Genomic DNA, 26,487 nt, shown 5'->3' on the forward strand with positions numbered 1-26,487 from the left:
CAGGCCTGAGGATCAGGCCGCGCTCGCCGAGTCGCCCGACTGGGCCATGCTGGCGAGCAGCCGGCGCAGGGCGGCGTTCTCGGTCTCGAGCTCGCTGATGCGCTTCAGCAGCAGGGTCACGGAGGCGTCCGTCGCGGCCGGATCGGGCGAAGCGGGCGCGGTGCCGGCCCGGGCCGGCGCCTCGAAGGTCACGCCGATTCCGTCCTCCCGGCGCCAGCGCAGGGTGGCCCGGTAGGTCCGGTCCTTCTGCGGGATGTAGAGATCGAACGCGTCCGGAAGCGTGGTGGCCTCGCTCATCACGAGGCGCGCGCCGGTGGGGGACATGTCGCGCACCAGGCAGTCGAGGCTCGACGACCCGTTGTTGAAGACGATGCGGCCCTTGAGGAAGACCCTCTGGCGCGCCTCTCTGCGATGCTCCGACATGCGGGCGGCTCCGGACAGCTGACGGTTCCGCGAAACCTGCACGCGAGCCCTTAAGGAATCTTGGTCGCGATCGCCGAGTCGAGGCCCGCTATAGGGCTCGATACCGGTAACGTGCTGCCGCCAAGGCTCCGGAAGAGCGAGTCCGCGCCCCGGGCCGGTCCAATTTACCCGCGACGACTTCGGTTCGTCGTTCCGTGGCCGGAGCGGCGACCCGGCAGCGCCGCGCCGATCGTCCCGACGCCGGCCTGCTCGCCGTGACGGACGGGGCCCGCTCAGGCGATAAAGCGCCGGTCCACGGTCTGGAACAGGTAGAAGCCGTTGAAGCGCACCGCGGTGTCGGCGGCCCGCCCGTCGAAGTCGAGGGGCTGCCGGCCGCCGTCGCCCAGCTTGCCGCCGAAGGTCCAGCGACCCGCGCCGATGAAGGGCGGGACCGTGCTGGCCTCCGGCACCGCGCAGCAGAGGCCCTCCTCGCCTTTGAGCTGGAACAGGTTGTAGCTTCGCATCCGAAGTCCTCCGCCTGGCCGCCCTCGAAGCCAATTTTCCCAATACAAGATTTCGCATTGCGAAGAATCGGCTTGACCGTGCTCATAATGGCACAATCGGTCGAGTTTGTGACGGTCAAGTTTCAGGGACGTTTCGGTTCAACTCGTCGATCCAGATCCGCGCCGACCCGTCGGAGGGCGCGCGCCAGTCGCCCCGGGGCGACAGGGAGCCCCCCGCCGAGACCTTCGGCCCGTTCGGGAGCGCCGAGCGCTTGAACTGGCTGAAGCCGAAGTAGCGGCTCAGGAACACCCCGAGCCAGCGGCGGATCTCCGGGAGGTCGTAGGCGACCCGCTTGGTCTCCGGGAAGTCGGGCGCCCAGGTGCCGCGCTCCCGGTCGCCCCAGGCGTGCAGCGCCAGGAAGGCGATCTTCGAGGGCCGGAACCCGTACCGGAGCGTGTAGAACAGGTTGAAATCCTGCAGCGCGTAGGGGCCGATCGTCCCCTCGGTGCTCTGCGGGCTGTCGTCCTGGTCGACCGGCACCAGCTCGGGGGAGATCTCGGTGTCGAGGATCGCCTGGAGCGTGCGCGCCTCGTCCGGGCCGACCTCGCCGTTGCCGATCACCCAGCGGATCAGGTGCTGGATCAGCGTCTTCGGCACGCCGGCATTGACCGCGTAGTGGCTCATCTGGTCGCCGACGCCGTAGGTGCACCAGCCGAGCGCCAGCTCCGAGAGGTCGCCGGTGCCGACCACGATGCCGCCGGCGTGGTTGGCGAGCCGGAACAGGTAGTCGGTGCGCAGGCCCGCCTGCACGTTCTCGAAGGTCACGTCGTAGACCGCCTCGCCCTTGGCGAAGGGGTGGTCCATGTCGGCGAGCATCTGCTTGGCGGCCGGGCGGATGTCGATCTCGGCGGCCGTGCAGCCCAGCGCCTTCATGAGCGCGTGGGCGTTGGTCTTGGTGGCGTTCGAGGTGGCGAACCCCGGCAGCGTGTAGGCCAGGATGTCCGAGCGCGGGTATCCCAGGCGGTCGAAGGCCTTGGCGATCACGATCAGCGCGTGGGTCGAATCGAGGCCGCCCGAGACGCCGATGACGGCCTTCCGGGTGCCGGTGGCCTCCAGGCGCTTGGCGAGGCCGGCGACCTGGATGTTGTAGGCCTCGTAGCAATCCTGCGCGAGGCGCGACGGGTCGGCCGGCACGAACGGGAACCGCTCGATCCGCCGGATCAGGCCGAGATCGGCCTCGGGCGGGTTGAGCCGGAACGGCACCCGGCGATAGGGCAGGGCGCGGCCGCGCGCGTCGTCGTCGAAGCTGCCCGCCTGCAGGCGCTCCTGGGCGATCAGGTCGAGGTCGATGTCGGCCAGCGTCGTCACCGGCTTCTCGGGGAAGCGCTCGCCCTCGGCGAGGCGCACGCCGAGCTCGTCGACGCTGGTCTGGCCGTCCCAGGACAGGTCGGTGGTCGATTCGCCCTGGCCGGCCGCCGCGTAGACATACGCGCAGGCGCCCCGCATCGAGGCCGCCCGGGACAGGAGCGCCCGCGACTCGGCGCGGCCCACCGTGATCGGGCTGCCCGAGAGGTTCGCCAGCACGGTGGCGCCGGCGAGCGCGGCGCGCATGCCGGGGGGCTCGGGCACCCACAGGTCCTCGCAGATCTCCACCCCGACCACGAGGCCCGGCAGGTCCTCGGCCGGGAACAGCAGGTCGGTGCCGAACGGCGCGTCCTGACCGGCGACCCGGACGGTCTCGCCGACGATCCCGGCGCCGGAGGCGAAGTGGCGCTTCTCGTAGAACTCCCGGTAGTTCGGCAGGAAGGTCTTCGGGACGACGCCGAGCAGGCGGCCGCCCTGGATGGCGAGCGCGCAATTGTAGACGCGGTGCCGCCAGCGCAGGGGCGCGCCGACGATCAGCAGCGGCCGGAGACGGGCCGAGTCGGCGATCACGCGGGCGGCCGCGGCCTCGACCGCGTCGAGCAGGGTCTGCTGGAGCAGCAGGTCCTCGATCGCGTAGGCCGAGAGGCCGAGCTCGGTGAAGACCGCCAGCACCGCGCCCGAATCGTGGCAGGTCCGGGCGAGGTCGAGGACGACGTCGGCGTTGCGCTCGGGCTCGGCCGGATGGCTCCGGCCGGTGCAGGCCGCGACCCGGGCGAAGCCGTGGCGGTAGAGGGAGCGGAAGCGCGCCGGCGATTCGGAGGTGGCTGGAGACACGGGCACCTGTCCGGGTGAGGGGTGGCTGCGGGTTACTATAGCGGACGCGGGCGGGGGGCAGCGCGGAGTCTGTTCGCGCCCTGGCCGGTTCCCGACGTCATCGCGAGAGACTGCGCTGCGGCGGATCGGGACGGGGCCCAGATCGCGATTTCCAGTCCATGGGGCGTCGTTACCTCGAAATTTCGTGGTCGAAACGGCCCCCGGCGGCGGTCACGGCACGGTCGCGGCGATGCGGGGGCCGGCCGGAGCGCCGGGCCGATCGTCCCGCATGGTTTCCGCACCGCGACCGGCGGCAAGCCTCCATTAACGACGAATGGCCTAACTCAGGAACAGCCGCCGCGCGTCGGCGGATCCCTGTTTCGAGTATCGTCTGAGAACCCATGCGCGCATCGGGACGGCCTCCGTACTCCCACCGTGACCCCGCCCGCCCTGTCCGCGGCGGCGACCGCTCGGGCCTCTCCCTGGGAGCCCTGGCGCACCGGCTGATGGCGCTCCGCGCGAGCCTCACCCGCCGCCTCTCCGGCTCTCCCGCGGGCCTGCCCGCCCGTCCGTCCTACGGCGCGCCCGGGCGCCGGGCCGAGCCGAGCTGGCTCACCCCGCCGGGCGCGATGGTCGGCCGCGAGGGCTCCGAGCGCGCCCCGCGCGCCGCGGCACCCGAGCCGCACTGGCCGGCCCAGGTCTTCGACGACCGGGCGAGCCTCGACGCCCTGGACGCCCCGATCTTCGAGAGCCGGATCGACCGCAGCGCCTCGTCGCCGGGCGTGCTGGTGCGCCAGCCGCGCCGCCCCGCCGCCATCGCCCCCGACTACGCGCCGGCCGCGGCTCCGCTCGCGGGCCATGCGGCCGGCCATGTGGCCCACCAAGTGACCGACCACGTCGCGACGCCGGCCGCCGCGCCGGCGCCGGCCGCGCCCTCGGCGGTGCGCTACACCCGCACCCCCGATTCGGTTCTGCAGGAGCGCCGCCAGCGCGCCCTCGAGGCCGAGCGCGTCGCCCTGGAGCGCGCCCGTGCCGAGGCGCAGGCCGCTGCCCTCGCCCTGGAGACCGAGCGGGCCGCCCGCGAAGAGGCCGAGCAGGAGCGGGTCGAGCGCGCGCGGATCTCGGCCGAGGCGGCCGAGCGCGCCGCAGCCGTGCCGGCCCTGCCCGAAGCCGCCGCGCCGGACGCGGAGCCGGTGCCGCTGTGGCGCCAGCCCTTCGTCGCGCCGCCGGGCGTCCGCTTCTTCCGCACGCCGGACCGCCGCCCGGTCCGGCCCGCGGTCGAGCTGGCCGCCTCCACGGCGGCGATCGCCCCGGTCGCGGCCGCGTTGGTCGCCGCCGCGCCGGTCGAGACGGTCGCCGAGGCCCCGGCCCGCGACTGGTCGGACCTGCCGGACTGGTCCGAGGTCCAGCCCTGGTTCGACGGCGCCGACTGGTCGTCCGTCGATGCCTGGTCGGCCCTGGAGGCGCAGCCCGCCGAGGTCGCGCCGACCCCGGCCGCCGTCTCGGCGCCGGCGGCGTCCGACGAGCGCTTCGTCTCCATGCCCCTCGATATCTCGCACCTGCGGTCGCTGCCGCCGCGGCCGGTCTACGTGCTCGACCGGCTCGTCCGGTTCGACCAGCCGCCGCGTCCCGCCGACGGGCAGGATAACGGGACGGAGACCGGCCAGCGGATGGACGAGGCCGCCTCGATCCGGAGCGCCTTCCTGCCGCCCGTCGCGCCGCCGGCCGCGTCCGGCCTGTCGCTGGTCTTCGGCCCCGGCAGCGCCGCGGCGGAGCCTCCGGCCGCCCCCGCGTCCGAGGCGCCCCGCCGCGCGCCGGCTCTCAGCGCCATGGCGGCCCGGGCGGCGATCCGCGCGGCTGGCCAGCCGACCGCCGTCCCGCCAGCACCCCCGGCCGTGCCCGAAGCCGGTCCCGCCCCGGTCGTTGCCGCGCCGGTCGCCGCGCGCGCCGAGGCCGAGCGCGTTGTGATCCCGATGACGCCGCGCCCGGTCCTGCTCCGCGGCAAGCTGGCGCCGCAGCCGGAGCCGGTCGAGACGGAGATCGAGGCGGAGATCGGGGTCGAGGCCGAGCCGGTCGCCGCTGCCGTCGAGGCGATCGAGGTCGCGACCCTGCCGGCCCCCGCGCCGGCGTCGGTCCCCCTGGTGGCGCCGCGGGCACACCTGATCCCGGCCGGCCGCCACCTCGAGATCGCGCCGATCGAGAACGCCGATTACGAGCTGCCGTCCCTCGAACTGCTCGCCCTGCCGGCCCCCGGCGGCAGCGAGGAGGTCGACGCCGACGTGCTGGAGCAGAACGCCCTCAACCTGCAGCAGACGGTCCAGGATTTCGGCGTGCGCGGCGACATCCTGGCGGTGCGGCCGGGCCCGGTCGTCACCCTCTACGAGCTCGAGCCCGCCCCCGGCACCAAGTCCAGCCGCGTGATCGGCCTGTCGGACGACATCGCCCGGTCGATGTCGGCGGTCTCGGCCCGCGTCGCGGTCGTGCCCGGCCGGAACGTTATCGGCATCGAGTTGCCGAACGAGACCCGCGAGACCGTGTTCCTGCGCGAGCTGCTCTCGTCGGCCGACTTCGCCGAGAGCAAGCACAAGCTGGCGCTGTGCCTGGGCAAGAACATCGGCGGCGAGCCGATCATCGCCGACCTCGCGCGCATGCCGCACCTCCTGGTCGCCGGCACCACCGGCTCGGGCAAGTCGGTGGCGATCAACACCATGATCCTCAGCCTGCTCTACCGGCTGAAGCCCGAGGAGTGCCGCCTGATCATGGTCGATCCGAAGATGCTGGAGCTGTCGGTCTACGACGGCATCCCGCACCTGCTCTCCCCGGTCGTCATCGACCCCAAGAAGGCGGTCATCGCCCTCAAGTGGGCCGTGCGCGAGATGGAAGAGCGCTACAAGAAGATGGCCAAGATCGCCGTCCGGAACATCGACGGCTACAACGCCCGCATGAAGGAGGCCCGCGACCGGGCCGAGACCATCACGCGCACAATCCAGACCGGCTTCGACCGCCACACCGGCGAGGCGGTGTACGAGGACGAGGCGATGGACCTGGCGCCGCTGCCGTACATCGTGATCGTGGTCGACGAGATGGCCGACCTGATGATGGTGGCCGGCAAGGACATCGAGGGAGCGATCCAGCGCCTGGCGCAGATGGCGCGGGCGGCGGGCATCCACCTGATCATGGCGACCCAGCGCCCGTCGGTGGACGTGATCACCGGGACGATCAAGGCGAACTTCCCGACCCGGATCAGCTTCCAGGTGACGAGCAAGATCGACAGCCGCACGATCCTGGGCGAGATGGGCGCCGAGCAGCTTCTGGGCCAGGGCGACATGCTGTTCATGGCCGGGGGCGGGCGCACGACGCGGGTGCACGGGCCGTTCTGCTCGGACAGCGAGGTCGAGAGCGTGGTCGCCCATCTCAAGCGCCAGGGCCGTCCCAGCTACCTCGACGCCGTCACCGCCGACGATTCGCCCGAGGAGCCCGCCAAGGAGGGCGGCCGGTCCGGCCGGGGCAAGGCGGCCGCGGCCGACAAGGCCGAGCGGTCCGACGAGCCCGAGGAGGAGGCCCCCGTCTTCGACATCGGCGCCTTCGCGGCGGCGAGCGGCGGCGACTCCGACGACCTCTACAAGCAGGCGATCGAGGTGGTGCTGCGCGACCAGAAGGCGTCGACGAGCTACATCCAGCGCCGGCTGCAGATCGGCTACAACCGCGCCGCCTCCATCATGGAGCGGATGGAGATCGAGGGCATCGTCGGCCCGGCCAACCACGCCGGCAAGCGCGAGATCCTGGTCGCCGGGGCGACGCACAGCTCGGCCGGGATGTACGACGACGAGTGAGACGCTGTCCGGGCCGCCTCGCCACGGGGCGGCCCGGACGTCGCATCTTCGCCACAGGGCGAGGTTCTAAAAGGGGGCTGCGAAACCCGCCCCGTCTCTGCGAGCGGAGCGAAGCAACCCAGAGTAGCGCGACCTCCGGTATCGTGGCGCACCTGGATTGCCTCGCTCCGCTCGCGAAGACGAGGGGACGGCAAGGCGTCCGCAGCGGCCCGCCCACCTCTGTTTCGCCGCCGGAGCTTGCCCGCGGCTCCTCAGGAGACTCTGCCGATGATCGGCCGCCGCACCCGCACAGCCGGCTCCGTGATCGCCGCCGGGCTGTGGCTCGCGACAGCCAACCCGGCCCACGCGCAGGTCGGCGCCTTCATCGACAGCCTGTTCGGCCACAAGGAGGAGCCCGCCCCGCAGCCGGAGGCCGCCCCGGCGGCCCCTGCGCCGGCCAAGAAGGCCGCGCCCAAGGCCAAGGAGGCGAGCAAGGAGGCGAAGCCCGGCACGGCCAAGTCCGGCAAGGGCGGCGACAAGGCCGCCGACAAGGCGGACCACAAGGCGCCCGAGCCGAAGGTCGCGGCGGTGGGCGCGCCGACGGCGATCGTCACCGCCGACTCGGCCGATCCCGCCGCGCTGCTGGCGCAGGCCAACGCCTACTTCAACGGCATCAACACCCTGACGGGCAATTTCGTGCAGATCGGCGCCGACGGCCGCCGGATCGGCGGCAAGCTGACGCTCGTCAAGCCCGGCCGCCTGCGCTTCGACTACGACCAGCCCTCGCCGCTAGAGGTGGTCGCCGACGGGACCTCGGTGGCGGTGCGCGACCGCAAGCTGAACACCCAGGACCTCTACTTCATCGCACAGACGCCGCTGAAATTCCTCCTGCGCGAGAAGATCGACCTCGCCCGCGACCTCACCGTCACCGACGTGGCGAGCGATCCAGGCAGCGTCCGCATCAGCCTGGAGGACCGCGCCACCCTCGGCGGCACCTCGAAGATCCAGCTGTTCTTCGACGCCGAGATGAAGACCCTGTCGCAGTGGCGGATCACCGACCCGCAGGGCTACGTCACCACGGTGACGCTCTCGAACCTGCAGAAGGGCAAGAGCGTCGACGGCAGCCTGTTCTTCATCAATTACGGACGGTCCGAGGACAAGGCGATGCAGCAGCAGATCCAGCAATCGCAGAAGTGACGGGGTCGCCCCGTCAGGGGGCGCCGAGCCCGGCCGCGTCGCCGGGCCGCCACCGGTTCAATTCCCGATCGATCGCGCCCTCCGTCCCGTGCAGGAACTCCGCGGTCGACAGGCCGGGGGCCAGGGCCGCGAGGTAGCTCACCACCACCGTGCCGGACCGGGTCGCCGCGCCCCCGGGCCAGAACAGGCCGGAATTGAGCGCCACCGGCACCACCGGCAGGCCGAGACGGCCGTAGAGCAACTCGACGCCGCGCTTGAAGCGGAGCGGCTCGCCGATCGCGCCGCGGGTACCCTCGGGGAAGATCAGGACCGACCGCCCCGCCGCGACCGCCTCCCGACCGCCGTCGATCATGGTGCGCAGGGCCTGGGTGCCCTTGGCCCGGTCGATGACGATCATCGGCGAGCGTCGGAGGAACCAGCCGACCACCGGGATCGCCAGCAGCTCCCGCTTCGCGACGATCGCCACGTCCGGCACCAGGACCAGGAAGGCCAGCGTCTCCCAGGTCGACTGGTGGTTGGCGACGATCAGGCAGGGCTCGTCCGGCAGGTGCTGGCGGCCCTCCTCGACGTAGCGCAGCCCCACGATGCGCCGCAGGCCGCCCAGGATCCCGCGCGCCCAGAGCCGCGTCGCCCTGCGGATCGGCCGCTGGGGCGATCCGGACAGGAGGAAGATCGCCAGCGGCGCGAGGAACAGGGTCGTCCAGGCGGCCCAGTAGACGGCGAACAGGAGCGAGCGGGCGTGCGCCATGGCGGGCCTCGACGAGGGGCCCGGGACAGGGCAGGGCCCGGACATAGCGCCTGCCGGCCGGGCGCGCACGGCCTTTCGCCGGGCGGGCGGTGAGCGGACTGTCGCGGGCCGCGAAATCGGCTATCGGAGCGCAACGCCGTCAGAACCCCAGCGCCGCCCGTGCAATTCACCGTCACCACCTGGAACATCAACTCGGTGCGCCTGCGCATCGACCTCGTGCTGCGCTTCCTCGCCGAGCACAGACCGGACGTGCTCTGCCTCCAGGAGACCAAGTGCCCGGACGACGCCTTCCCGCTGAAGGCCCTGCGCGGTTCGGGCTACGAGCACGTGATGTTCGCCGGCCAGAAGGGCTACAACGGCGTCGCGATCCTCTCCCGCTTCCCCCTGCACACCCGCGCCGTGATGGGCTTCTGCGAGCGTCAGGACGCCCGCCACATCTCGGCGGTGCTGGGGCCGGAGGCCGGGGCGGCCTCGGGCATCGTGCTGCACGATTTCTACGTCCCGGCCGGCGGCGACGTGCCGGACCGCGACCTGAACCCGAAATTCGCCCACAAGCTCGACTTCCTGTCCGAACTGCGCGCCTGGGGCGGCAGGCGCGTCTCCGGGCCGGCGATCCTCGTGGGCGACCTCAACGTCGCGCCCCTGGAGCACGACGTCTGGTCGCACAAGCAGCTCCTCGACGTGGTGAGCCACACGCCGGTGGAGACCGAGGCGCTGGAGGTGCTGCGCGGGGAGGCGGGCTGGATCGACGCGGCGCGCCACCTCACCCCGGAGCCGGAGAAGATCTACACGTGGTGGAGCTACCGCTCCCCCGACTGGTCGGCCGCCAACAAGGGGCGGCGCCTGGACCATGCCTGGGTGTCGCCCGACCTCGCCGGGACCGTCCGCAAGGTCGAGGTGCTGCGCGAGGCCCGCGCCTGGGAGCGCCCCTCCGACCACGCCCCGGTGACCCTCACGCTGGAGCTGTGACCGGGCGCGGAACTGCGGCGCGGTCCGAGCATTGCCCGCTCACGAACCCGTGACGTGAGCGAGCCCCGATGCGCAAGATCCTGATCGCTTTCCTGCTTCCCAAGGTCGTGTCCTACCTGCGCCGCCGCTACGGCGGCCCGCACGCCACTCGCAATCGCGCCTTCTGAGACGGCCCGGTCGCGGCCTCCGCCTGTGACCCCCGGGCGCAGGCGGAGGCCGCGGCGATGGCCCTAGATCCTGCGGGTCCCCCGCCGAGGAGCCGCACCCGATGACCCAGGACCCGCGCGAGGCCGGCCCCCGGCCGCCCTTCCCCGGCGACCAGCAGCAGACCCGCCCGGGCCTCACCACGAAGATGACGCCGCGCCCCGACCACGGCGAGGAGAGCTACGTCGGCAAAGGCCTGCTCACGGGTCAGGCGGCGCTGATCACCGGCGGCGATTCCGGCATCGGCCGGGCGGTGGCCATCGCCTACGCCCGCGAGGGCGCCGACGTGGCGATCTCCTATCTCGAAGCCGAGCAGGAGGATGCCGAGGACACGAAGGCCTGGGTCGAGAAGGCCGGCCGCCGCTGCCTGCTGCTCCCCGGCGACATCCGCGACGAGGCCCGGTGCCGAGATCTCGTGGCGCGCACCGTCGCGGCCTTCGGGCGCCTCGACATCCTCGTGAACAACGCCGCCGCCCAGGTGGTGAACGAGGGCCTCGACGATCTGGCGGCGTCCGACATCGAGGGCTCGTTCCGCGCCAACGTCTTCGCCATGTACTACCTCGCCCAGGCGGCGGTGCCGCACATGAAGCCGGGCGGCGCGATCGTGAACAGCACCAGCGTGCAGGCCAAGGTCGCCGGGCCGAACATGCTGATCTACGCCGCCACCAAGGGCGCGATCGCGAGCCTGACCATCGGCCTGTCGAACCTGCTGGCGCCGCAGGGCATCCGGGTGAACTGCGTCGCCCCCGGGCCGGTCTGGACGCCGATCCAGCCGATCGTGAAGAGCCCGGAGCAGATGGAGCAGCTCGGTGCGCAGACGCCGCTCGGCCGCGCCGGCCAGCCCGCGGAGCTGGCCCCGGCCTACGTGCTGCTCGCCTCCCGCGAGGGCAGCTACATGTCCGGGGCGCTGGTGCCGGTCACCGGCGGCATGCCGATGCTCTAATCCCGCACCCGTCGCCGCTCTTTGCGGCGGCACCACGCCGTCGTCCCGAGCGCTGCGACGTGCCCCGGACCCGCGGGACATCCGCCGGGCGTGGCGCTCCCGGGCCGCTTCGCTGACGCGGGTCATCGCCGGGCGGATGTTCGGGCAGACCCTCGACGGCGCGCGCGCGATCCATCAGACGTTGAGGGCGGATCGGTTCACAACGGCGGGACGGCCCGGAAGGCCGCCCGGGTCCGGCGCGCGGTGATGGCACCGCCGCGGACCCGAACGCTGACCCGCGCCATCCGGGCGCCGCCGATCCCGACGGAGACGACCATGAGCGACGCCCAGGCCCGGACCGCGCTGGTGACGGGGGCCGCCCGCGGCATCGGCCTCGCCACCGCGACCCGCTTCCTCGCCGACGGCTGGAACGTCGCCCTTCTCGACATCGACGGCCCGGGCGCGGCGGCGGCGGCCGAGCGGCTCGGCCGTCCGGAAGCCACGCTCGCGGTGACGGCCGACGTCTCCGACCCCGAGGCGGTGGCGGCGGCGATCCAGCAGGTCGCCGACCGGTTCGGCCGCCTCGACGCCCTGGTCAACAATGCCGGCATCGCGATCTTCAAGCCGCTGACCGAGACCACCTTCGCCGACTGGTCGCGGGTGCTCGCCGTCAACCTGTCCGGCCCGTTCCTGTGCACGCAGGCGGCCGTCCCGCTCCTGTCCGAGCGCGGCGGCGCCATCGTGAACATCACCTCGATCTCGGGCCTGCGCGCCTCGACGCTCCGCACCGCCTACGGCACCAGCAAGGCGGGCCTCGCGCAGCTCACCAAGCAGCAGGCCGCCGAGCTGGCGCAGTACGGGATCCGCGTGAACGCCGTCGCTCCCGGTCCGGTGGACACCGCGATGGCCAAGGCGGTGCACAGCCCCGAGATCCGGGCGGATTACCACGACGCCGTCCCGCTCGGCCGTTACGGGCTGGAGACGGAGCTCGCGGAGGCGATCGTGTTCCTCTGCTCGGAGCGCGCCTCCTACATCACCGGTCAGCAACTCGCCGTCGACGGCGGCTTCGAGTCGACGGGAATCGGCCTGAAGACGCTGCGCGGCGCGCGCAACATCTGAACGCGTCGGCCCGATCCGCCGGGTTCGGACAGGGTTCGTTAACCCTGCCGCCGTAGCCCGGAGGCTTGGTCAACAGGCGCGGGCACCATGCCGAGACTCGGCTCCATGATCGTCGACGGTCTAGCGTTCGTCCTCGTGGCGATCGCCCTCGCGGCGGTCGTCGCCGGCTACGAGCGGAACCTGCCGGATCCGTCCGCGTCACCCGCGCTGGTCGCCGCGGGCGCCCCCGTCTGGACCGACCCCGAGACGACGGGCTCGATCGCGCCGGCCGCGGGCCCGGTCGCCCGCTGGGCGGACGCGCGACCCCCGTTCGCGGCGCCGGAGTCGGATCGCGCCGCCGGCGGAACCTGGGTGAGCCCGCCCCGCCGCTGAGGCGCCGCGGGGCGGCTCACCGAGGCTCCCGCCGCGATCACAACTGATCGTTAACTATGGTTGCCGAACCTTCCACCGCACAGCGAAGCGGAGAGGCACCCATGGCGCGCGACGGCAACCGACCCCACCCGAGCGCCCTGGCGCGGTATCCGGTTCCGATCGAGCTGATCTCGGCCCTGTTCCGCGCCGACGACGCGGAGCGCGACCGGCTGCTCGCGCCGATGCCGGCCTACGGCCGCGCCCGGATCGCCGCCTACTGCGCCGAGCACGCGCGGCTCGAGGCGCTCGGCCTGAAGGTCGCGCGCTCCTGCGACGAGGCCACGCTGGTCAGGGCTGCGGGCGTGACGGTCGGCGCCGACCTCTTCGCGCGCTCGCGGGCGCCCGCACCGGCGCCGATCCAGCTCCAGGCCGCCTGACCGACCCGCCGCGCGGAGGCCCGGCCGGCCGAGAGTGTCGGCTCGATGAATGCCCGAGCCTGTCCGGGTTCACAGCGGCCGGCGCATCCTCCTGTCATCGGCCCGGCGCGTCCGGGCCGCAGGTTCAGGAGATCGTGTCATGATGCGCGCCAAGGTGATCGGCCTCGTCGCGGTGGCCGCCGCGGCTCTCGCGACCGCCACGACGGCCAACGCGGCGCCGTTCGGCTACGGGCCGCCCGATGCCGGATCGGTGATCGAGCGCGTGGCCGGAGGCTGCGGTCCGGGCTTCCATCCCAATCCCTGGGGCCATTGCCGGCCGAACGATCGCGGCTGGGGCTGGGGCGGACCGCGGGGACCCTACGGCGGCCGGCCCGGCTACGGCGGCTACGACCGCGGTTACGGCGGCTATGGCGGCTATGGCGGCTACGAGGGCCCGCGCCGGTCCTACGGCGGCTGGTGATCCGCGTCGGCGACCCGAGTTCGGGTCGCCGCGTCCAGAGCTCGGCCCGCCGCGCGCGATCCGGATCCGCGGCCGGCCGGTGCCGGGTCAGTGCTCGGCCATCGCGTTGTCCCCTGGAACGGACAAACCCATATTCACGACGGCATAGAGCCGTATTAATCTCTTTCGGGACGCAACATAGTGTCCCGGAGATTCTTCGTCATGAGTCGCTATGTATTTGCATCCCTGATGATCGCCGGCCTGGTGGCCGGCGCCGCGCCGGCTTCCGCGCTCTCCGCGAAGGATTGCTCGGTCAAGTATCAGGCCGCCAAGCAGGCCGGCACGCTCAACGGCCAGAAGTGGAACGACTTCCGCAAGGCCGAGTGCGGTGCGGCGGCCGACAACGCCCCGACGACCGCGCCGAACCCTGTCTCGCCGACCGCGACGACAGCTCCGGCCGCGCCGCCGGCCGCCCCGCGCGCCGGGACGACGTCCGCCGCCGCGGCGTCGGCCACGTTCCCCCGCGCCGTCGATCCGAAATACGCCAAGGAATCGGCCGGCAAGGCCCGGATGCACACCTGCCTCGACAGCTACAACGCCGCGAAGGCTGCCGGCACGCTGGGCGGCATGAAGTGGATCGAGAAGGGCGGCGGCTACTACTCGGCCTGCAACCGGCAGCTCAAGGGTTGAGCGGCGGCGCTCCGGGGCGCCGAAGGCGGGCGGCCCGAGACGTACGCCGGCGGATCTGGATCCCGGGCACCGCCGCGCGGTCCCGGGATGCTGCCTTGAAACGGCTGCGCTGACGCAGCCCAGATGTCCGCGTCACCCGGGTCGGGCAGGCCGACCCGGGTGACGGTACAGGGCCTCCGGATCGTGGGCGGTCCTAGAAGGGGATGTCGTCGTCGAGGTCGTAGCCGCCGCGGCTGCCACCGCCACCGCCGCCACCCGAGGAGGCCGGGGCCGGACGCCGCTCGCTGCCCTGGGCCCGACCGCCGCCGAAATCGCCGCCGCGATCACCACCCCGACCACCGCCGAAGTCGCCGCCACGGCTGATCTGGCCGCCGCCCTCGTCCTCGCCGGCGAAGTCGCCGCCGCCGCCGCCGCGCCCGTCGAGGATCGTCATCTCGCCGCGGAAGCGCTGGAGCACCACCTCGGTCGTGTACTTCTCGACGCCGGAATTGTCGGTCCACTTCCGGGTCTGGAGCTGGCCCTCGATGTAGACCTTCGAGCCCTTGCGCAGGTACTGCTCGGCCACCCGGGCGAGGTTGTCGTTGTAGATCACGACCGAGTGCCACTCGGTCTTCTCCTTGCGCTCGCCGGTCGCCTTGTCCTTCCACGACTCCGACGTCGCGAGCCGGAGGTTGCAGACCGGGTCGCCCGAACCGAGGCGGCGCATCTCGGGATCGCGCCCGAGATTGCCCACCAGAATCACCTTGTTGACGCTGCCCGCCATCGCTCTCTCCTAGTCGTACGGATCTCACAGGGCATCTGCCCGGCGGCGCGCGAACCATGCGCCCGGGCCTCCGGAGCGGCAACCGGCGGGGCGGGCTTGTGCCCGCTTTCCGCAGCGCCGACGGATCGATTTGTTCTATATCTGTTCCGTTTGGGCAGCAAGCCGCTCTCAGGCGACGCGGACGACGAGCTTGCCGAAATTCCGACCTTTCAACAGGCCGATGAACGCCTCGGCGGCGTTCTCCAGCCCCTCGACCACGTCCTCGCGGTAGCGGACGCGCCCGTCCTGGATCCAGCCGGCGACCTCCTTGCGGAATGTGTCCGCCTGCTCGGCGAAGTCCCAGACGATGAAGCCCTGGATGTGCAGCCGGTTGGTCAGGACCGCGCGCATCAGGCTGGGCAGGCGGTCCGGGCCGGGGGGCACCTCGGTGGCGTTGTAGGCGGAGACGAGGCCGCAGACCGGGATCCGCGCGAACGGGTTGAGCAGCGGCAGCACGGCGGCGAAGACCGCGCCGCCGACATTCTCGAAGTACACGTCGATGCCCTTCGGGCAGGCGGCCGCCAGCGCGCCCGGCAGGTCGGACCCGCGATGGTCGATCGCGGCGTCGAAGCCGAGCTCCTCGGTGAGGTAGCGGCACTTCTCGGGGCCGCCCGCGATCCCGACGGCGCGGGCGCCGTGGATCTTGGCGATCTGGCCGACCAGGGAGCCCACGGGGCCGGCGGCGGCGGCCACCACGACGGTCTCGCCGAATTTCGGCCGGCCGATGTTGAGGAGGCCGGTATAGGCGGTCATGCCCGGCATCCCGAGCACGCCCAGCGCCGTGGAGGGCGGGGCGGCATCGGGGTCGACCTTGCGCGAGCCCTTGGCGTCGGTGACGAAGTACTCCTGCCAGCCCGCGAAGGCCGTCAGCAGGTCGCCCACGGCGTGATCCGGGTGGTTGGAGGCGACCACCTCGCCCACCGTCTCGGCGGTGATCGGCGCGCCGATCTCGACGGGTGCCGCGTAGGATTTCGCGTCGCTCATCCGGCCGCGCATGTAGGGGTCCAGCGACAGCCAGCGGGTGCGCAGGAGGACCTGGCCGGGGCCGGGCTGCGGCACCGGCACCTCCTCGAGGCGGAAATTCTCGGGCCGCGGCTCGCCGTGCGGGCGCGAGGCCAGGACGATGCGGCGGTTCATGGCGGTGGTCATGGCGGACTCCGGGACACGGGCTTCCGCCCCGATCTGGGGCGCCGGGCCCGCGAGGCAAAGGCGCCGCCGCGATCGCGCGGCCGAGTCGCGCGTTGTCCCGACTCGAGCGAGCGGAGCGGCGGCATGCGGGAGACGGCACTGGGATTCGGGCTGGCAGGCATAGCAGGCATGGCAGCCCTGGCGGCGGGGGCCGCCCTGGCCGGTCCCCTCGACGGCTACCGCGACCGGGCGCGGGTGCTGGTGCTGTCGGCGCCCGAGGCCGGGGACGCGCAGCTCCGGGCGCAGCGGGCGGCGCTGGCCTCGGTCCGCACCGGCGTCGCCGAGCGCGACCTCGTGGTGCTCGAAGCGGTCGGGACGGGGGCCGAGGCGCGGGCCCTGCGCGAGCGCCTCGGCCTGCCCGCGGACAGCTTCCGCGCGGTCCTGGTCGGCAAGGACGGAGGCGCCAAGATCACCGAAGCGGCGCCGATCGCGCCGCAGAGGCTGTTCGCCACCATCGACGCGATGCCGATGCGCCGCAGCGAGATGCGCGAGCGCCGCTAGGGCCTCGGCCAGGGCCGGATCGCCTGTGAACGGCGGGGCCGCGGACACCATCGGTTAAGCCTACCGGCCTATCACCGAAACGTGTCGACGGCCGCGCACCGGCCGTCCGTTGAGGCCCGCCAGGACGCTCGGACGAGACGCTCGAATCGATGACCCGACAACAAGTCGCCACCGCCATCCGCCGCCTCGTCGACCTGCAGGTCGAGGATATCGAGCGCGCGGTCCGCGACGGCCACAAGACCATCGCGCTGAACGAGCTGGCGGATCTGAACCGCCAGCTCAAGGCCTTCGCGGCCGCCCTCAGGAAGGCGCCGGCCCGCATCTGAGCCGGATTCCCGCGCTACCAGCGCGGCCCGCCCCAGCGACGGGGCGGGATGTCCTCCGGCGGCGGGGGAGGCGGCGGCGGCCCGCGGTCGACGACCGGCTCATCGCAGACCCGCACCCGTCGCAGCACCGGCTCCCCGTCCGGACCGAAGCGCCGCCGCACGAATTCCCGGCATGCCTCGGGGGACGCCTCCGGGGACGCTTCCGGGGGCGCCGCTGTGAAGCGGGGGCCGCGGACTTCGGGTTCGGGCCGCGGTCCCGGAGGGGGCGGGGGCGGCGGTGGCCGGCGCTCCGGCTCGTCGTCCTGGGCGGGCCCGCCGTAGCCGTGCGGCGGGTAGGGGCCGTCGAAATCGGCGGCCAGGGCCGGGCCGGCGGCGAGGAGCAGGGCGCAGAAGCCGGTTCGTAAGAGGAGACGACGAGCGGGCACGGTGGCCTCGGCGTGAGCGGGCGCGCGGGGATCGCGGCCATCATCGCCGGAGGATGCGACGGGGTGCCTGAACCGCCTCCGAGCCGCGGTGTCGGCCGCCGTTCAGCCGGCTACTTCTGCATCGCGTTCACTTCGCACTGGGCGTAGTCCGCGCTCGCCTTCACGTAGGCATTGAGCTTCTGCAGGTAGGCCTCGGCGATCGGCCGGAAGGCCTGCGCCTGCAGGTTATAGGCCTTGATCGCGTCGTTGTAGCTGTAGGCCTCCCAGCCCGGGCAGCCTTCCTTGGCGTCGAGGCAGGCGGGCTTCGGCGGCAGCTCCGGCTTGGCCGGGCGCGCGGAGGCCGGCGGCGGCGCGGGCGGCGTGCAGGCCGCGGCTGCCGGCGCGGCGGCGGCCGGCGGCGGCGCGGCGGGCGCCGCCTTGGCGGCCGGCTTCGCGGCCTGGGTCGCGGGGGGCGTCGCGAAGGCGAGGGTCGGCGCGAGCAAGCCCGCGATCAGGAGAGGCGTGCCGCGCATGGCGTCTCGAAAGCTCCGCTGGGCCCGGGGCCGCCGGCGGCGGAGGACCGGGAGCGGGTTCTGCGGCATCAGGCCGACGGCGACAAGGGCTCCCGGACGGGCTCCCGGATAGGCTCCCGGCGGGCCGCCTGGGCCGGTCGCCTGCCCGTTGCCGGGGCCTTCGGGCCGCGCACGAGCGCAACGAGCGGGAGCGACAGGCCGACGGCCAGCACCCACCAGGCCGGCCGGATCGGCCCGGAGAAGTCCAGGTTGGCGGCGAGGACGAGGTTGGCCGGCACACCGCTGGCGAGGCCGTACCACGCGGCCTCCAGGCCGGCGGTCGCGAGCCCGGCGACGATCGCCAGGAAGAGGAGCGACCAGGGCCGCTCCGGCCACTGGAAGCGCCGCATCACCCGCCAGCCCATCAGCAGCAGGAACAGGCCCGCCGAGAAGACCGGGTCGGTGACATCGATCTTCGACTGCAGGAAGTAGTGGACCAGGGCCGCCACGGCGATCGTGTAGGTGAGGCGGTGCAGGCGATTCCAGTTCGGGCCGAGGTTGCGGATCGCCGCGTCCGTGGAGGTCAACCCTAAAGCGATCAGGCCGATCAGGGCCACGAAGCCGATCGTCAGGTAGAGCCGGAGCGCGATCTCGGAGATCACCTTGGTGAGGATCAGGTTCTGGTCGACGGCGTAGAGGGTCAGATGGGCCACCGCGTAGGCCATCACGGTGACGCCGAGCATGCGCCGCACGACGAGGACCTTCGGCCAGTCCGCGAGGCGGCGCAGCGGCGAGATCGCCAGCGAGAAGAGCAGGAAGCGCACCGCCCACTCGCCGGTGGCGTGGATCAGCGCGGTGATCGGCTTCGCCCCGAGGGCGTCGAGCCGGTAGGCGGCCGCGAGGTAGAGCGCGGGCGCGACGCAGCACGCGAACACCGCGAGCTTCAGCCAGGAGAGGCGGCCGGCCCGGTCGAGCCAGGGGAGGGGGATGCCGAGGGCGGCGGCCGAGCGATCGATCATGGGTCCGAACGGAAGCTTCGCGGTGGACGACGGCGCCGCGCCGATGGCCCGGGCCACCGGCGGGAACGGCTGCCCGGGCCATCGGTGCCGTCACGGGTCGGTTCGCCGCGGGCGTTCGCGGGTTACAGGGCGGCGTTGACCTGTGTTGTGGTTGACCGCGCCGTTCCCGCGGCGAGATAGCGAGACGACGGACGTTGGAGGGATCCCATGCAGTATCGCACGCTCGGCCGCTCGGGCCTCAAGGTCTCGCCGATCTGCCTCGGCACGATGATGTTCGGCGGCCCCACCGACGAGGCCACGGCCGGCCGCGTCGTCGCCAGCGCCCGGGAGGCCGGGATCAACTTCATCGACACGGCCAACGTCTACACGGAGGGCCGCTCGGAGGAGATCACCGGCCGGGCGATCCGGGCCGAGCGCGACGCCTGGGTCCTGGCCACCAAGGTCGCCAACCCGACCGGGCCGGGCGTCAACGACCGCGGCCTCTCGCGGGTCCACGTGATGAAGGCCGCCGAGGACAGCCTGCGCCGCCTCGGCACGGATTTCATCGACATCTACTACCTCCACAAGGAGGACCACGACACGCCGCTGGCCGAGACGGTCCGGGCGATCGCCGACCTCGTGCGGGCGGGCAAGATCCGCCATTTCGGCGTCTCGAATCACCGCTCCTGGCGGGTCGCCGAGATCTGCCGGCTCTGCGACGAGGCCGGGATCGACCGGCCGGTGGTGAGCCAGCCCTACTACAACGCCTTCAACCGGATGCCGGAGACCGAGCACCTGCCCGCCTGCGCGCATTTCGGGCTCGGCGTGGTGCCGTACTCGCCGCTCGCGCGCGGCGTGCTCACCGGCAAGTACGACCCGGACGCGCCGCCGCCGGCCGAGTCGCGGGCCGGCCGCCAGGACGCCCGGATGATGCAGACCGAGTGGCGCCCGGAATCCCTGCGCATCGCCCGGACCTTGAGGGAGCACGCCGAGGCCCGCGGCATCACGGCCGGCCAGTTCGCCACCGCCTGGGTGCTGAACAACCGCCTCGTCACCGGCGTGATCGCCGGGCCGCGGACGGAGGCGCAGTGGCAGGAATATCTCGGCGCCCTCGACTACGCCTTCACCCCGGAGGACGAGGCGCTGGTCGACGGGTTCGTGGCCGCGGGGCATCCGACGACGCCGGGCTACAACGATCCGGCCTATCCGCTGGAGGGGCGGGTGCCGCGCAGCGGCTGAGACGCGGCCGATCTTCGACCGATCCCCTCATCCTGAGGTGGCCGCGAAGCGCGACATCGAAGGATGAGGCGGAGCTGGGGACGAGCGGGCTCGCGCGGCGCGGCGGATCCACCTTGCGCTCCGGGCCGAGGGCCGCTATCTAGCTCTCGACAGTTCTGATGGCAGTCGAGAGGCTGCGGTTCGGGAGTGGGCCCCACCGGGTCCGCTCTTTTTTTTCGCCGCACACCCTCTCGCCGCACGAGGCCCCACGCCGCGGGCGGCCAGGCAGAACGCCGCGAAGGTTGCGCGCTGAACACCCATGTCGTCCGAGATTGAAGCGGATCTGTCCGAGAAGCGCCTCGTCCGCGAGGCCGGAGTCGCCGCGCGCGTCGCGCAGGCGATCGAGGGGCCACTGGCGGGCCTCGGCTTCCGGCTGGTCCGGGTGCGGATGTCCAACGTCAACGGCTGCACCGTGCAGATCATGGCGGAGCGGCCGGACGGCACCTTCACGATCGACGATTGCGAGGCGGTGAGCCGCGCGATCTCGCCGATCCTCGACGTCGACGATCCGGTGGGCGGCGCCTACAACCTCGAAGTGTCCTCGCCGGGGATCGACCGGCCGCTGGTGCGGGTCTCGGACTTCGCCCGCTGGGTGGGCTACGAGGCCAAGGTCGAGCTGAGCCCGCCGCTCGACGGGCGCAAGCGCTTCCGCGGCATCCTCGGCGCGCCGGACCCGACGGGCGCGACCGTCCCGATCGACCTGCCCGACGTGAAGGAAGGGCTGCCGAGCCGCATCGACCTGCCGCTCAAGGACCTCGCCGAGGCCCATCTCGTCCTCACCGACGCGCTGATCCGCGAGTCGCTGCGCCGCGGCGGGCCGCCCGCCACTGACGAGGCCGACGAGGCCGAGGACGAGGAGGACGCCGCGGAGAGCGCGCCGCCGGCGCGCGCGCCCTTCCAGCCGAAGGGCCCCCGCAAGGCCAGCCCCGCGGCCAAGCCCCAGAAACAGGCCCGGACCGGCCCGAAGAAGCCGGTCGTGACCAAGGCGTCCCGGCTCAAGGACCGCGACTCCCTGCACTGAGACCCCCGCGCCGGCCGCCCGGCGGCCGGCCCGAAGATTTGACGGAAGAGAAGGACCGACACCGATGGCCGTCGTCAGCGCCAACAGGCTCGAACTCCTCCAGATCGCCGACGCGGTCGCCCGCGAGAAGGTGATCGACCGCTCCATCGTGATCGACGCGATGGAGGAGGCGATCGCCAAGGCCGCCCGCTCGCGCTACGGCGCCGAGACCGACGTTCACGCCGAGATCGACCCGAAGACCGGGGCGCTGCGCCTCTCGCGCCACCTCCTGGTCGTCGATCAGGTGGAGAACGACGCCCGCGAGATCACCCTCGACCAGGCCCGCCGCTACAACCCGGGCGCGCTGGTCGGCGACGTCATCTCCGACACCCTGCCGCCCTTCGATTTCGGCCGCGTGGCCGCGCAGTCGGCCAAGCAGGTCATCGTCCAGAAGGTGCGCGACGCCGAGCGCGCCCGCCAGTTCGACGAGTACAAGGACCGCATCGGCGAGATCCTCAACGGCATCGTGAAGCGGGTCGAGTACGGCAACGTCATCGTCGATCTCGGCCGCGGCGAGGGCATCGTGCGCCGGGACGAGATGATCCCGCGCGAGACCTTCCGGCCGGGCGACCGCATCCGCTCCTACCTGTTCGACGTGCGCTCGGAAGTGCGCGGCCCGCAGATCTTCCTGTCGCGCTCGCACCCGCAGTTCATGGCCAAGCTGTTCGGCCAGGAAGTGCCGGAGATCTACGACGGCATCGTCGAGGTGAAGGCGGTGGCCCGCGATCCGGGCTCGCGCGCCAAGATCGCGGTGATCTCGCGCGACGGCAGCATCGATCCCGTGGGCGCCTGCGTGGGTATGCGGGGATCTCGCGTGCAGGCCGTCGTCGGCGAGCTGCAGGGCGAGAAGATCGACATCATCCCGTGGTCCGAGGACGAGGCGACCTTCATCGTCAACGCGCTCCAGCCCGCCGAGGTGGTGAAGGTGGTGCTCGACGAGGAGGCCGACCGCATCGAGGTGGTGGTGCCGGACGACCAGCTGTCGCTGGCGATCGGCCGCCGCGGCCAGAACGTGCGCCTCGCCTCGCAGCTCACCGGCTGGGACATCGACATCCTGACCGAGGCCGAGGAATCGGAGCGCCGCCAGAAGGAGTTCGCCGAGCGGACCCAGGTCTTCATGGAGGCGCTCGACGTCGACGAGACCGTCGGCCAGCTGCTCGCCGCGGAAGGCTTCCGCAACGTCGAGGAGATCGCCTACGTCGACATCCAGGAGCTCTCCGGCATCCAGGGTCTCGACGAGGAGACCGGCACCGAGATCCAGGCCCGCGCCCAGGACCACCTCGCCCGGATCGAGCAGGCGCACGACGCCCGCCGCACCGAGCTCGGCGTCGCCGACGAGCTGCGGGAGATCGAGGGCATCACCACGCCCATGATGGTCGCCCTCGGCGAGAACGACGTGAAGACCGTCGAGGATCTGGCGGGCTGCGCCACCGACGACCTCGTCGGCTACACGGAGGGCCGCGGTCCCGAGGCCGTGCGCCACGCCGGCTACCTCGACGGGTTCGACCTGTCCCGCGCCGAGGCCGAGGCCCTGATCATGGCCGCCCGCCTGAAGGCCGGCTGGATCGAGGCCCTGCCGGAGCCGGAGGCCGAGGAGGGTGCCGAGGCGGCCGAGGGCGACGAGGCCGCCCCCGCGCAGGTTGAGGCCTGAGGCGGGCGCCGGCGGCGGAGGCGCGATGGTCGCGGTCGACACGACCCTGCCCGAGGACGGGCTGGATGCCGGGGGGCTCGATGCCGGCCCCGGCCGCCGCTCGCCCGAGCGGACCTGCATCGTCACGCGCGTCGTCCAGGCGCCGGACGCGATGATCCGGTTCGTGCGCGGGCCGGACGGCAGCGTCGTGCCCGACCTGCGCGCCAAGCTGCCGGGCCGCGGCGCCTGGATCAGCGCCCGGCGCGAGGCTGTCGCGACCGCGGTGCGGAAGAACCTGTTCTCGCGGGCGTTCAAGGGGCCGACCCCGGCCGCCCCCGACCTGCCGGACCGGATCGCCGCCGGGCTGCGGGACGACCTGCGGCAGGCCATCGCCATGGCCAACAAGGCGGGCTGCGTGGTCGCGGGCTTCTCGAAGGTCGAGGCCGCGATCGGCGGGCAGCCGGGCGCCATTGCGGTGATTCATGCCGCCGAGGCGAGCCCGGACGGCCGGCGGAAGATCGCGTCGGCCTTGCACAGGCGCCACGGCGGGGCCATGTCAAGGATCCCGATCATCGATGACCTGTCCGAGGACGAATTGGACATGGCCTTAGGTCGGGATCATGTGATACACGCTGCGCTCGTCGCAGGAGCCGGAGCCGCCGGCTGCCTGTCGCGTTGGCGTCGGCTACGCTCCTTCGAGGGCGCCGCCGCGGCGACCGGGGAGCCCGATCCAGCCCGAATCGGCGGGATCGACGAAGCCTCACGTTGACGACGCAGGACTATTTTGACCGGCGCCACCGGGTGTCGGTTCACGGGACGATGGAAACCCTCAGGGTTCAGGCTGAATGAGCGATACGAACAACCCGGGCGACAAGACTCTGAACCGGACTTCCCCGAAGCCGCTCGGCCTCAAGCGGCCGATCGAGGCGGGCACCGTGCGTCAGAGCTTCTCCCATGGCCGCTCCAAGCAGGTCGTGGTCGAGACGGTGAAGCGCCGCGTCATCGGTGCGGCGCCGGCCGCCCCTGCCCGTGAACCCGCGCCGGCCCCACGCCCGGCGGCCCCCGCGCCGACGGCGCCGGCCCCGCGTCCGGCGCAGCGCGCCGCTTCGGGGGTCGTCCTGCGCACCCTGAGCGAGCAGGAGAGTGCGGCCCGCGCCGCCGCCCTCGCCGACGCGCAGCGCCGCGAGGCCGAGGCCCGCCGCAAGGTGGAGGCCGAGGCCGAGGCGCGCCGTCGCGAGGCCGAGGAGCAGGCCCGCCGCGAGCGCGAGGCCGCCGAGGCCCGCCGTCGCGAGGACGAGGAGCGCAAGGCCGCGGCTGCGGCCGCCGCTGCCGCGGCGGCTGAAGCTGCCAAGGCCGCCGAGGCTCAGGCCGCCGCCCCCGCACCCGCGGCCGACGCCCCCGCCGCGACACCGGCCCGTCCGGCCGAAGCGCCGGCCCAGCCGGCCCAGCCGGCCGCTGCCCGTCCCGCCGCCGCGGCGCCGGCGCGCCCCGCGGCAGCGCCGGCCCGTCAGCCCGAGGCGGCCCGTCCGGCCGCCGCGCGCCCGGCTGCCTCCGCCGCGGCTCCGGCCGCTCCGCGCCCGCCGCTGACGCCGCGCCCCTCCACGGGCGAGCCGCGCAAGACCATCACGGCCGACTCGCGCAAGCCGCGCGACCTCAACTTCATGGCCCGTCCGGCTCCGGCGCCCGAGCCCGAGAAGAGCGCGACGCCGGCGACCGCCGCGCGTCCCGCCGGCGCGGGGGCCGCGGCGCGCCCCGCCGGTCGCGGTGCCCAGACCAACGAGGACGAGTCCGAGACCAAGCGGGTGATCCGCCGTCCCGGCATGCCGCTCAAGATCATCGCGCCGCCGAAGACCCCGAAATCTCCGGGCGGCGACCGCAACCGCGGCCGCCTGACCATCGCCAACGCGACCTCGGGCGAGGACGAGCGCACGCGCTCGGTCGCCTCGTTCCGCCGCCGCCAGCAGCGCATGAGCGGCCGCGGCCACGTGGAGCAGAAGGAGAAGCTGTCCCGCGAGGTGACGATCCCCGAGACGATCACCATCCAGGAACTCGCCAACCGCATGTCGGAGCGGGCCGTGGACGTGATCCGTCTGCTGATGAAGCAGGGCCAGATCCACAAGATCACCGACGTGATCGATTCGGACACCGCCCAGCTCATCGCCGAGGAACTCGGCCACACGGTGCGCCGCGTCGCCGAGTCCGACGTCGAGGAGGGCCTCTCCTCCGACGAGCCGGATCTGGAGGAGGATCTCGATCCCCGTCCGCCGGTGGTCACCATCATGGGCCACGTCGACCACGGCAAGACGTCGCTGCTCGACGCGATCCGCAAGGAGAACGTGGTCGAGGGCGAGGCCGGCGGCATCACCCAGCACATCGGCGCCTATCAGGTCGCGTCGCCCTCCGGCGACATGATCACCTTCATCGACACCCCGGGCCACGCGGCGTTCACGTCGATGCGCGCCCGCGGCGCCAAGGTCACCGATATCGTGGTGATCGTGGTGGCGGCCGATGACGGCGTCATGCCCCAGACCATCGAGGCCATCCAGCACGCCAAGGCGGCCGGTGTCCCGATGATCATCGCGGTCAACAAGATCGACAAGCCGGATGCCAAGCCGGAGCGGGTCCGCACGGAGCTGCTGCAGCACGACATCCAGGTCGAGTCGATGGGCGGTGAGACCCTCGAGTTCGAGGTCTCGGCCAAGACCGGCGCCGGCCTGCCGCAGCTCCTGGAGGGCATCCAGATCCAGGCCGAGATCATGAACCTGCGCGCGAACGAGAAGCGCGACGGCGAGGGCACGGTCATCGAGGCCCAGCTCGACCGCGGCCGCGGCCCCGTGGCCACGGTCCTGGTCCAGCGCGGCACCCTGTTCACCGGCGACATCGTCGTGGCGGGCGCCGAGTGGGGCCGCGTGCGCGCCCTGATCGACGATCTCGGCGAGAACGTGCAGTACGCCGGGCCGTCGGTGCCGGTGGAGGTGCTGGGCTTCAACGGCACGCCGGATGCCGGCGACCGCGTGATCGTGGTGCCGAACGAGGCCCGCGCCCGCGAGGTCACCGAGTACCGCGCCCGTCAGAAGCGGGAGCGCCAGAACGCGCGGACCGGCGGTGCCAACCGCTCGCTGGTCGATATGATGCGCGACCTCAAGGAAGGCGCCGGCCGCAAGGAGCTGCCGGTCGTCATCAAGGGCGACGTGCAGGGCTCGGTCGAGGCGATCTCGGGCGCCCTGGAGAAGCTCGGCAACGACGAGGTCGCGGCCCGCATCCTCCTGGCCGGCGTCGGCGGCATCACCGAGTCGGACATCACCCTGGCGCAGGCGTCGAAGGCCGTCGTCATCGGCTTCAACGTGCGCGCCCACAAGGAGGCCCGCGAGGCCGCCGAGCGGGCGGGCATCGAGATCCGCTACTACAACATCATCTACGACCTCGTGGACGACATCAAAGCCACGCTGTCGGGGATGCTGCCGCCGACGCTCCGCGAGGAGCGCCTGGGCGAGGCGACGATCCAGGAGGTCTTCGAGGTCTCCAAGGTCGGCAAGGTCGCGGGTTGCCGCGTCACCGACGGCATCGTGGAGCGCGGCGCGCATGTCCGCCTCATCCGCGACAGCGTCGTGATCCACGAGGGCAAGCTCAAGACGCTCAAGCGCTTCAAGGACGACGCGAAGGAAGTCACCTCCGGTCAGGAGTGCGGCATGGCCTTCGAGAACTTCGAGAACATGCGCGCGGGCGACGTGATCGAGTGCTACCGGGTCGAGGAGATCCGCCGCACCCTCTGACGCTCCGGACTCATCCGGACAGGGCGGCCGCGGCACCTGCCGC

25 protein-coding genes are annotated in these 26,487 nt (G+C 72.7%); 16 read left to right on the forward strand and 9 right to left on the reverse strand.

The window, feature by feature from the left end:
* Positions 1-12 precede the first annotated feature (12 nt).
* The 3 genes from ABIC30_RS14280 to ABIC30_RS14290 all read right to left on the reverse strand — a co-directional run bounded on the left by ABIC30_RS14280 (position 13) and on the right by ABIC30_RS14290 (position 3,105).
* Positions 13-423, reverse strand: a complete 411-nt coding sequence (locus ABIC30_RS14280; RefSeq protein WP_020092739.1) for a PilZ domain-containing protein — start codon at positions 421-423, stop codon at positions 13-15.
* Between the two features lie 272 nt (positions 424-695).
* Positions 696-926, reverse strand: a complete 231-nt coding sequence (locus tag ABIC30_RS14285) for a hypothetical protein (RefSeq protein WP_020092738.1) — start codon at positions 924-926, stop codon at positions 696-698.
* A 115-nt stretch (positions 927-1,041) separates the two neighbouring features.
* Entirely contained in the window at positions 1,042-3,105 is a 2,064-nt protein-coding gene (locus ABIC30_RS14290) for an NAD(+) synthase (protein WP_020092737.1), read from the reverse strand.
* Positions 3,106-3,590: 485 nt separating this feature from the next.
* On the opposite strand from ABIC30_RS14290, the gene ABIC30_RS14295 reads away from it, so the two are divergent.
* Positions 3,591-6,917, forward strand: coding sequence for a DNA translocase FtsK (locus ABIC30_RS14295; protein WP_354455683.1), 3,327 nt, complete (start codon positions 3,591-3,593; stop codon positions 6,915-6,917).
* A 267-nt stretch (positions 6,918-7,184) separates the two neighbouring features.
* Complete coding sequence (locus ABIC30_RS14300) at positions 7,185-8,093, forward strand: LolA family protein (RefSeq protein ID WP_056525729.1); 909 nt, start codon at positions 7,185-7,187, stop codon at positions 8,091-8,093.
* Between the two features lie 13 nt (positions 8,094-8,106).
* Here ABIC30_RS14300 and ABIC30_RS14305 read toward each other — a convergent pair whose 3' ends face one another.
* Positions 8,107-8,841, reverse strand: coding sequence for a lysophospholipid acyltransferase family protein (locus ABIC30_RS14305; RefSeq protein WP_091679733.1), 735 nt, complete (start codon positions 8,839-8,841; stop codon positions 8,107-8,109).
* Between the two features lie 159 nt (positions 8,842-9,000).
* Between ABIC30_RS14305 and xth the strand changes: the two genes are divergently transcribed.
* The 7 genes from xth to ABIC30_RS14340 all read left to right on the forward strand — a co-directional run bounded on the left by xth (position 9,001) and on the right by ABIC30_RS14340 (position 13,972).
* Positions 9,001-9,810, forward strand: coding sequence for an exodeoxyribonuclease III (gene xth, locus ABIC30_RS14310; protein ID WP_091679731.1), 810 nt, complete (start codon positions 9,001-9,003; stop codon positions 9,808-9,810).
* Positions 9,811-10,078: 268 nt separating this feature from the next.
* Positions 10,079-10,957: an SDR family oxidoreductase gene (locus ABIC30_RS14315; RefSeq protein ID WP_354455529.1), complete on the forward strand. Its 879-nt coding sequence runs from the start codon at positions 10,079-10,081 to the stop codon at positions 10,955-10,957.
* A 315-nt stretch (positions 10,958-11,272) separates the two neighbouring features.
* Positions 11,273-12,055: an SDR family NAD(P)-dependent oxidoreductase gene (locus ABIC30_RS14320; protein ID WP_026604859.1), complete on the forward strand. Its 783-nt coding sequence runs from the start codon at positions 11,273-11,275 to the stop codon at positions 12,053-12,055.
* Positions 12,056-12,160: 105 nt separating this feature from the next.
* On the forward strand, positions 12,161-12,427 hold the full coding sequence (locus tag ABIC30_RS14325) for a hypothetical protein (RefSeq protein WP_020092729.1): 267 nt from the start codon (positions 12,161-12,163) through the stop codon (positions 12,425-12,427).
* A 101-nt stretch (positions 12,428-12,528) separates the two neighbouring features.
* Positions 12,529-12,843, forward strand: coding sequence for a hypothetical protein (locus tag ABIC30_RS14330; RefSeq protein ID WP_020092728.1), 315 nt, complete (start codon positions 12,529-12,531; stop codon positions 12,841-12,843).
* Positions 12,844-12,982: 139 nt separating this feature from the next.
* Positions 12,983-13,303, forward strand: a complete 321-nt coding sequence (locus ABIC30_RS14335; protein WP_020092727.1) for a GCG_CRPN prefix-to-repeats domain-containing protein — start codon at positions 12,983-12,985, stop codon at positions 13,301-13,303.
* 201 nt (positions 13,304-13,504) lie between these two features.
* Positions 13,505-13,972 (forward strand): hypothetical protein, encoded by a 468-nt coding sequence (locus ABIC30_RS14340; protein ID WP_026604858.1) that lies wholly within the window; start codon positions 13,505-13,507, stop codon positions 13,970-13,972.
* A 193-nt stretch (positions 13,973-14,165) separates the two neighbouring features.
* Here the strand turns inward: ABIC30_RS14340 and ssb are convergent, their stop codons facing one another.
* Positions 14,166-14,735: a single-stranded DNA-binding protein gene (gene ssb / locus ABIC30_RS14345; RefSeq protein WP_354455532.1), complete on the reverse strand. Its 570-nt coding sequence runs from the start codon at positions 14,733-14,735 to the stop codon at positions 14,166-14,168.
* A 168-nt stretch (positions 14,736-14,903) separates the two neighbouring features.
* Complete coding sequence (gene curA, locus ABIC30_RS14350; RefSeq protein WP_020092724.1) at positions 14,904-15,923, reverse strand: NADPH-dependent curcumin/dihydrocurcumin reductase; 1,020 nt, start codon at positions 15,921-15,923, stop codon at positions 14,904-14,906.
* Between the two features lie 123 nt (positions 15,924-16,046).
* On the opposite strand from curA, the gene ABIC30_RS14355 reads away from it, so the two are divergent.
* Together ABIC30_RS14355 and ABIC30_RS14360 are read left to right on the forward strand one after the other, a co-directional pair.
* Positions 16,047-16,463 (forward strand): DUF4174 domain-containing protein, encoded by a 417-nt coding sequence (locus tag ABIC30_RS14355; protein ID WP_234081250.1) that lies wholly within the window; start codon positions 16,047-16,049, stop codon positions 16,461-16,463.
* 149 nt (positions 16,464-16,612) lie between these two features.
* Positions 16,613-16,789, forward strand: coding sequence for a hypothetical protein (locus tag ABIC30_RS14360; RefSeq protein WP_012320668.1), 177 nt, complete (start codon positions 16,613-16,615; stop codon positions 16,787-16,789).
* A gap of 14 nt (positions 16,790-16,803) precedes the next feature.
* Here the strand turns inward: ABIC30_RS14360 and ABIC30_RS14365 are convergent, their stop codons facing one another.
* From ABIC30_RS14365 to msrQ, 3 genes are all read right to left on the reverse strand, one after another.
* Positions 16,804-17,214, reverse strand: coding sequence for a hypothetical protein (locus ABIC30_RS14365; protein WP_234081248.1), 411 nt, complete (start codon positions 17,212-17,214; stop codon positions 16,804-16,806).
* Positions 17,215-17,324: 110 nt separating this feature from the next.
* A complete protein-coding gene (locus ABIC30_RS14370) occupies positions 17,325-17,726 on the reverse strand; it encodes a hypothetical protein (RefSeq protein WP_056525759.1) in 402 nt (133 codons plus the stop codon).
* Between the two features lie 68 nt (positions 17,727-17,794).
* Positions 17,795-18,724, reverse strand: a complete 930-nt coding sequence (msrQ, locus tag ABIC30_RS14375) for a protein-methionine-sulfoxide reductase heme-binding subunit MsrQ (RefSeq protein WP_234081245.1) — start codon at positions 18,722-18,724, stop codon at positions 17,795-17,797.
* Positions 18,725-18,931: 207 nt separating this feature from the next.
* On the opposite strand from msrQ, the gene ABIC30_RS14380 reads away from it, so the two are divergent.
* The 5 genes from ABIC30_RS14380 to infB all read left to right on the forward strand — a co-directional run bounded on the left by ABIC30_RS14380 (position 18,932) and on the right by infB (position 26,444).
* Positions 18,932-19,942 carry an aldo/keto reductase gene (locus ABIC30_RS14380; RefSeq protein WP_020092720.1) on the forward strand — a complete coding sequence of 337 codons (1,011 nt, stop codon included), beginning with the start codon at positions 18,932-18,934 and terminating at the stop codon, positions 19,940-19,942.
* A 298-nt stretch (positions 19,943-20,240) separates the two neighbouring features.
* Positions 20,241-21,002 carry a ribosome maturation factor RimP gene (gene rimP, locus ABIC30_RS14385; RefSeq protein WP_234081243.1) on the forward strand — a complete coding sequence of 254 codons (762 nt, stop codon included), beginning with the start codon at positions 20,241-20,243 and terminating at the stop codon, positions 21,000-21,002.
* Positions 21,003-21,066: 64 nt separating this feature from the next.
* The gene (gene nusA, locus ABIC30_RS14390) at positions 21,067-22,692 is read left to right on the forward strand and encodes a transcription termination factor NusA (protein WP_042671441.1); all 1,626 of its coding nucleotides are present in this window, start codon (positions 21,067-21,069) and stop codon (positions 22,690-22,692) included.
* 25 nt (positions 22,693-22,717) lie between these two features.
* Complete coding sequence (locus ABIC30_RS14395) at positions 22,718-23,440, forward strand: RNA-binding protein (RefSeq protein WP_020092717.1); 723 nt, start codon at positions 22,718-22,720, stop codon at positions 23,438-23,440.
* A 76-nt stretch (positions 23,441-23,516) separates the two neighbouring features.
* On the forward strand, positions 23,517-26,444 hold the full coding sequence (infB, locus tag ABIC30_RS14400; protein ID WP_354455537.1) for a translation initiation factor IF-2: 2,928 nt from the start codon (positions 23,517-23,519) through the stop codon (positions 26,442-26,444).
* Positions 26,445-26,487: the final 43 nt, after the last annotated feature.

The sequence above is a fragment of the Methylobacterium sp. 1030 genome, from assembly GCF_040544715.1.
In the GTDB taxonomy this organism is placed as follows: Bacteria; Pseudomonadota; Alphaproteobacteria; order Rhizobiales; family Beijerinckiaceae; genus Methylobacterium.

Excerpts from the sequence above, each read along its gene's own strand:
- ABIC30_RS14280 (WP_020092739.1), bottom strand. The coding sequence starts at position 423 with ATGTCGGAGCATCGCAGAGAGGCGCGCCAGAGGGTCTTCCTCAAGGGC.
- ABIC30_RS14285 (WP_020092738.1), bottom strand. The coding sequence starts at position 926 with ATGCGAAGCTACAACCTGTTCCAGCTCAAAGGCGAGGAGGGCCTCTGC.
- ABIC30_RS14295 (WP_354455683.1), top strand. The coding sequence starts at position 3,591 with ATGGCGCTCCGCGCGAGCCTCACCCGCCGCCTCTCCGGCTCTCCCGCG.
- ABIC30_RS14300 (WP_056525729.1), top strand. The coding sequence starts at position 7,185 with ATGATCGGCCGCCGCACCCGCACAGCCGGCTCCGTGATCGCCGCCGGG.
- ABIC30_RS14305 (WP_091679733.1), bottom strand. The coding sequence starts at position 8,841 with ATGGCGCACGCCCGCTCGCTCCTGTTCGCCGTCTACTGGGCCGCCTGG.
- ABIC30_RS14315 (WP_354455529.1), top strand. The coding sequence starts at position 10,079 with ATGACCCAGGACCCGCGCGAGGCCGGCCCCCGGCCGCCCTTCCCCGGC.
- ABIC30_RS14320 (WP_026604859.1), top strand. The coding sequence starts at position 11,273 with ATGAGCGACGCCCAGGCCCGGACCGCGCTGGTGACGGGGGCCGCCCGC.
- ABIC30_RS14325 (WP_020092729.1), top strand. The coding sequence starts at position 12,161 with ATGATCGTCGACGGTCTAGCGTTCGTCCTCGTGGCGATCGCCCTCGCG.
- ABIC30_RS14330 (WP_020092728.1), top strand. The coding sequence starts at position 12,529 with ATGGCGCGCGACGGCAACCGACCCCACCCGAGCGCCCTGGCGCGGTAT.
- ABIC30_RS14335 (WP_020092727.1), top strand. The coding sequence starts at position 12,983 with ATGATGCGCGCCAAGGTGATCGGCCTCGTCGCGGTGGCCGCCGCGGCT.
- ABIC30_RS14340 (WP_026604858.1), top strand. The coding sequence starts at position 13,505 with ATGAGTCGCTATGTATTTGCATCCCTGATGATCGCCGGCCTGGTGGCC.
- ssb (WP_354455532.1), bottom strand. The coding sequence starts at position 14,735 with ATGGCGGGCAGCGTCAACAAGGTGATTCTGGTGGGCAATCTCGGGCGC.
- curA (WP_020092724.1), bottom strand. The coding sequence starts at position 15,923 with ATGACCACCGCCATGAACCGCCGCATCGTCCTGGCCTCGCGCCCGCAC.
- ABIC30_RS14355 (WP_234081250.1), top strand. The coding sequence starts at position 16,047 with ATGCGGGAGACGGCACTGGGATTCGGGCTGGCAGGCATAGCAGGCATG.
- ABIC30_RS14360 (WP_012320668.1), top strand. The coding sequence starts at position 16,613 with ATGACCCGACAACAAGTCGCCACCGCCATCCGCCGCCTCGTCGACCTG.
- ABIC30_RS14370 (WP_056525759.1), bottom strand. The coding sequence starts at position 17,726 with ATGCGCGGCACGCCTCTCCTGATCGCGGGCTTGCTCGCGCCGACCCTC.
- msrQ (WP_234081245.1), bottom strand. The coding sequence starts at position 18,724 with ATGATCGATCGCTCGGCCGCCGCCCTCGGCATCCCCCTCCCCTGGCTC.
- ABIC30_RS14380 (WP_020092720.1), top strand. The coding sequence starts at position 18,932 with ATGCAGTATCGCACGCTCGGCCGCTCGGGCCTCAAGGTCTCGCCGATC.
- rimP (WP_234081243.1), top strand. The coding sequence starts at position 20,241 with ATGTCGTCCGAGATTGAAGCGGATCTGTCCGAGAAGCGCCTCGTCCGC.
- nusA (WP_042671441.1), top strand. The coding sequence starts at position 21,067 with ATGGCCGTCGTCAGCGCCAACAGGCTCGAACTCCTCCAGATCGCCGAC.
- ABIC30_RS14395 (WP_020092717.1), top strand. The coding sequence starts at position 22,718 with ATGGTCGCGGTCGACACGACCCTGCCCGAGGACGGGCTGGATGCCGGG.
- infB (WP_354455537.1), top strand. The coding sequence starts at position 23,517 with ATGAGCGATACGAACAACCCGGGCGACAAGACTCTGAACCGGACTTCC.